The organism is Candidatus Cloacimonadota bacterium (genome assembly GCA_034722995.1).
Lineage (GTDB): Bacteria > Cloacimonadota > Cloacimonadia > JGIOTU-2 > JGIOTU-2 > JAGMCF01.
Genome location: JAYEOL010000009.1, coordinates 19,001 through 24,476 on the forward strand (window position 1 = coordinate 19,001; position 5,476 = coordinate 24,476).

6 protein-coding genes and 1 tRNA gene are annotated in these 5,476 nt (G+C 33.9%); all 7 read right to left on the reverse strand.

Features of this window, described 5'->3' with window-relative positions; all coding sequences use genetic code 11:
- The coding region (gene rsmH, locus U9R23_01415) for a 16S rRNA (cytosine(1402)-N(4))-methyltransferase RsmH (protein MEA3475096.1) at positions 1-496 on the reverse strand (496 nt) is incomplete at its 3' end.
- The gene (locus U9R23_01420; protein MEA3475097.1) at positions 493-990 is read right to left on the reverse strand and encodes a hypothetical protein; all 498 of its coding nucleotides are present in this window, start codon (positions 988-990) and stop codon (positions 493-495) included. The genes rsmH and U9R23_01420, both read right to left, overlap by 4 nt.
- A 288-nt stretch (positions 991-1,278) precedes the next feature.
- Positions 1,279-2,871 (reverse strand): amidohydrolase, encoded by a 1,593-nt coding sequence (locus U9R23_01425; protein ID MEA3475098.1) that lies wholly within the window; start codon positions 2,869-2,871, stop codon positions 1,279-1,281.
- Positions 2,872-2,964: 93 nt separating this feature from the next.
- Entirely contained in the window at positions 2,965-3,126 is a 162-nt protein-coding gene (locus U9R23_01430; protein ID MEA3475099.1) for a hypothetical protein, read from the reverse strand.
- Between the two features lie 50 nt (positions 3,127-3,176).
- Positions 3,177-3,251, reverse strand: a tRNA-Gly gene (locus tag U9R23_01435).
- Positions 3,252-3,629: 378 nt separating this feature from the next.
- On the reverse strand, positions 3,630-4,166 hold the full coding sequence (locus U9R23_01440; protein ID MEA3475100.1) for a hypothetical protein: 537 nt from the start codon (positions 4,164-4,166) through the stop codon (positions 3,630-3,632).
- Positions 4,167-4,324: 158 nt separating this feature from the next.
- Positions 4,325-5,476: hypothetical protein (locus tag U9R23_01445; protein ID MEA3475101.1), on the reverse strand; the 1,152-nt coding region annotated here is incomplete at its 5' end.

A 5,476-nucleotide genomic window follows, 5' to 3' on the forward strand; every position in this document is an offset into this window, starting at 1 on the left:
TTTTCCAATACCTATCTTCCCCATATTCATGTATAACTCTTGCTAATTCAGTTTTGGGATAAAAGTTTACTACTTCATAGGCAGAAATATTTCCATTTTGATTCATCCGCATATCTAATCTTGCATTTTGGGAAAAACTAAATCCTCTATTATTTGTGATAATCTGATGTGAGGATATACCTAAATCAAATAGTATTCCATCAATACTATCTATACGGTTTAATGCTAATGCGGAAGATAAATAGGAAAAATTTTTATTAACAAATATAATTCTGTTCTCCTCTACAATTGGACGAATTAGTTTTAGTTTAGCATATTCAATAGCATCTTTATCTGCATCAAATGCAATAACAGTAATATCGTTTGCCGACTCAAACATAGCTGATAGATGTCCTCCACCACCAAGAGTTGCATCTACATAAATTCCTTTATTCTTAATTTTCAGGAAATCTATCGCTTCTTTTCTAAAAACTGGAGTATGAAAATTATTCATCATAATATATGGTCATTCCTTTGAAGTATCATATCGTATTCTTTATCAATTTCAGCAAGATACTTCTTAAAATTGTCAGGATTCCATAACGAGAAATAACTTCCCTCGCCTAAAATCATGGCTTTGTCAGTAATGTTTGCAATATCTAACAAATTTTTGGGTAGAAGAATACGGCCTGGTCCTTCAACAGTAAGTAATGTCGCATAAATTCTAAATTTCTTTAACAAATCCTTCTCTTCGTCAGTTCCTTTTTCTAACTTTGACTCTAAATCCTTCCAGTTATCCCAGGGAAAAATATAGATAGTATTTTGCCTTCCCCTAATTGCAATAACTTGCATTCGTGATGCTGAGGAAAATAGTCTTCTAAAAGATTGTGGGATGCTGACTCTACGATTAGTTATAGAATTTTCAAATTGACCTAAAAAAGCGCCAGACATTATACCTCCAATAATACCAATAAATGAATCATTTTGAATAATTTTGACATTTAGAACCATTTAGGAAACTTTTCGGAGAGGTTGTCAAATTTTTTTTTATTTTTTTTGTAAAATTTAACTAAATGTTTAAAAAAATATAGGACAGCAATAGATTTAACAAATGCTGTAATATGCTATGATAGTTTTATTTATAGAGAATTATAGGAATAATTAGGGTATTTTTATTACAAAATTAGTAAATGAAAAAAACTTTATATAATAGCAAACTATGACACTTTTTACGAAACTTGGAATATAACACAATGAAATATTTTAAAATAATTTCAAAATAATCTGGAAATAAAAAGGTTAAATTAGATTATTATAAACTATTTCTCCATCAATGACAGTCATATATGGTCGTGCATTAATCCAGAAAGACGAATCGTGTTTTGTATAATCATCAATAACAATCAAATCTGCTAATTTGCCTTTAGTTATAGAACCAATCTTATCATCATTTTTTGAGCTATATGCAGCCCACAGTGTATATGCCTTTATAGCCTCTTCAATTGTAATCTTCTGTTCAGGCATCCAGGTTGGATTATCAGGATTATTTTGATATTTTCTTTCTATCGCAGAATAAATTCCTAGAAATGGATTGTGAGTTTCAATTGGTACATCCGAACCAAAACCAATTTTTGCTCCATAATCCAAAAGTGAGCGAAATGGATAGGAATTTCTTTCATACTTACCCCAATATTTTTCAGCAATTTTTGCATCAAGACTAATATGTATTGGTTGCATAGAGCAAAATATTTTCTTATCAGCAACTCTTTTCTGGTCAGATGGAATTATACATTGGCAATGTTCAATACGGTGTAGAAGCTTTTTATCTGCAAGTCCTTGATTTCTGTTTGCTTTAATAATTGCATTTATTACGATATTATTACTTCTATCTCCAATGGAATGGGTAGAAGTAGAAATCCCATTTCTTCCTGCTTTTACAATCAAATCGTAAAAGTCATCTTCACTTCTTATTAAAATACCGTAATTATCTTTACTTTTCAAATATGGATGGAACATATACGCAGTTTGGGAACCAAGCGAGCCATCCATAAATAACTTCACGCCACCGAATTTCAACCAATCATCCCCTGTATAGGATTTGATTCCATTTGCAATCATTTCATCAAGCAATTCTAATGGAAAATGCCAGCAAACTCTCATCTTGAGTTCATCTTTATTTAATAATGAGGAGAATAGTTTATATGCTCTTTCCCCTTCCATACTGTGAATTCCAGTTAAGCCTAAACTATATGCTTCAGAAATAGCTTCTTTTAACAATTTCTCTTGAATTTCAAAAGGCAGTTCAGGTCTAATATTATCTATCAATTTCCATGCATTTTCGTATAAAAATCCATCAGGAGTTCCATCAGGGAAAAAACCAATCTTTCCGCCAGCAGGATTTTCAGAATTTTTATTAATTCCCATTTTTTCTAAAGCTTCTGAATTGCACAAAAATGAATGCCTATCTTTATTGGCTAAAAATACTGGTATATCAGGAAATATGTCATCAATAAAATAGCGATTAAATCCTTTACTATCTGGCCATATATTTTGGTTCCAGCCGATTCCACTTATCCATTTTATATCAGGAGTAATTATCTGTTTGAATTCCAATAATTTTTGTCTCACATCATCCATACTTTTCGTTTCTGAAAGATCAACTCTATCCTTTGATAAAGCATAATTTACAAAATGTGTATGTGTATCTATGAAGCCTGAAAGTAAAATTTTTCCTTTTAAATCAATTGTAATTGTATCTTTCGCTATTTTAAAATTTTGATTACTTTTGTTTCCTACATATTCAATTTTATTTCCTTTAATATAAACTGTATCAGCAAAAGGTTGCGACACATCTTGAGTTAAAACTTTTCCGTTATAGAATAAAATATTCATCTTACTTCCACAACTGGCTTCAGTGCAACAAATGATGCAGCCATATTAGTTATTACTGGGTGCATAAAACTGTTTGCATTTATTTCCAATACATCATACTGGACAAAAGCGGAGTGCTGAAACGAGTCCGCCAGCTGGCGGGCGAACTTTCAGCATATCGGCATTTGCGAAAAGTTCTCCCTCCCGATATATCGGAAGGGCTCGTTTTCGCACTCCACTATAATCCGTAGAAATAAAGTAAACTATATTATGCACCTAGCAGTATATTCATGTCCTTTCGTGGCTAAATTGAAATTTTAAAAAAATGGAGCGGGCAACGAGATTCGAACTCGCGACCGTTAGCTTGGGAAGCTAATACTCTACCACTGAGTTATGCCCGCTATTGTAACTATCTACTATTTAATTAATTGCAATTATATAAACAATCCATCCCCCTGTTTCTAAAAAATTTGTATCCCCTGCAGATACTGCATTAAGGGTAAAGATAATTGGAGCAGAAAAACAGACCTACTTGACCGAAACTATTTTTTGGTACATTTTTTAATATCATTTTTTCCCTTTTTGAGCATTTACACTTACCATACTAATAAAAGAACCAATAAGAGGGACAGCAATGGATTTTATAAATTTATCTATGATTTACTTTTATGGTTTTTTACTTTGGCTAAGGGTTTCTGGGTAAAAGAAATTCGGCAAAACCGAATTTGGACGGAGCGAAGTGTAGTCTTTTACACCGTGTCAGCCGAAGTGCTATTACTCTAAGAGGCAAACCGGGATTCACAATCTGCTAGGAGAGTTTCGAGTTTGACAACGTGCTCCTCGCAGAGAGTAACAACATCCTTCTTTGGCAACTCATCGAAATACCATAGCCACTCAGTTGTTGCTTCAGTCTTAGCTGGTGCAGGTGGAGGCGTCGGCTCTGATTCCCTTCTCTCAACGGTGCCATCGGCGCGAGTGATGACAATTGAGATGCTATCGCTAATGGTGACATGCTCACTGATACCTACATTGATATGAGCGCGAGGCCGAACTGGCTCTTGGTGAATTGTCATTACTCGTTTATCGTTCAACAGCCTCATAGTCTCGTCGTTTCGCATCTTAGACTGTTTCTCTGCGTACCACTCCTTAAAGCCACTGATCTTATCAAATTCCTTCTGCATAATCAAAGTCACACTTCGAGCTGCAGCCAAAAATGCACTAAGATTGTATTTGAAAGCATCTCGGTCAGCTATCTCCTCCTTCATGCGTTCCAAGAAGTACTTAGCCGCGAAGAGCTTCTCCCTGGTGTCAGTCATCATAATCTCCATTTCTTAAGCTAGCATTTCGGCTAACATTATTGGTGTAAAAGAAGTCCCGACTTGTCAGGATTTGGGGAAATCTTTCCTGTCCGCCTCTGGCAGAGATTTCTCTTTTATTCACTGTTAGATGCTGTTGAGTTTGCCTATTCCTGATTCTATATTTTCAGTTTTGAAATTATATGTTGTTTGATTGCTTTTTCTCTCTCTATCACAAAATTATCAAAATCGTCTTCTTTCATATATTCAAAAGCGTTTTCATTTATCAGATGACCTTGTAAAATTAATTTAACTCCGTCTTCACTTCCACATTTATCTATCATCTCTGCTATATATTGAGATGGTTTTTTGTTCTTAATTCTATTATTTGTTTCGTCTAGAAGTAAAGTTCTATTTACAATTGAATCTCTGATGTCGTTAAATGTTTTAGTTTTTTCTGAGTCCAGTCCCTTGACCTGTTTTGGAAAAATATGGTGGTCATTAATTTTCTCATTTGAATAATCTCCCGTTCCAACTATTCTTCCTTTATAGAAATCTTTAGCATCATTGAGTGCTAAAATACAGAGGATGGCATTGTATCGAGCCGAGCCTTTCTTTATGGTCTTCAAATCCAACACATCTACAAATTCTCTATTTATCCTATTTATTCTTTCAATATCTTTACCATTGTTAATCCATTCTTTCCAATCTCTAAAATCCTTTGCCATTACGCTATCAGAAGAACCACTGTAATCTTCAGAAAGCACGGCTGACCAATACCATTTTTTCAAATTGTCTTTGAAATTGGCATCATCAGGATCACCTTTATATTCCCACAGTATTGCTCCCAAGACAGGAACTATCGTGGTATTAGGTATATAATCCGTCTTGATAGCTCCGAAATCTGCATCTCCTGCATTCATAATTATTTTTCTGGACTTCTCAGCATATTTACAGGCATCTTCCCATAAATCCTTAAATTCTTCTCCGTTTTTTACGAGTATTTCTTCATATTTCTTTCCAGATCCATCTTTACGCATTATTTTTTCACCTGGGATTAAGTTATATATGTATTTTGAGGAACAGTAGTTCTGTTTAATGAGCGAGATGAGTTTAAGTAAATACTCATTCATATTCGTATCAATATCCTTGAGACTTTCATTGTTTAAGTTTTCCCAAAGTTCTTTTCTCAATCTAACTCCCTTTGAGTAGAGAAAGGCGTTCATTAAATCAAAAGTGGATAATTTCATCCCCTTCGCATTGACTCTTGCAAATATGTTGCAAATATCAGGAGTACTTCTATCACCACTTAGCGGATAAAAAACAAAATT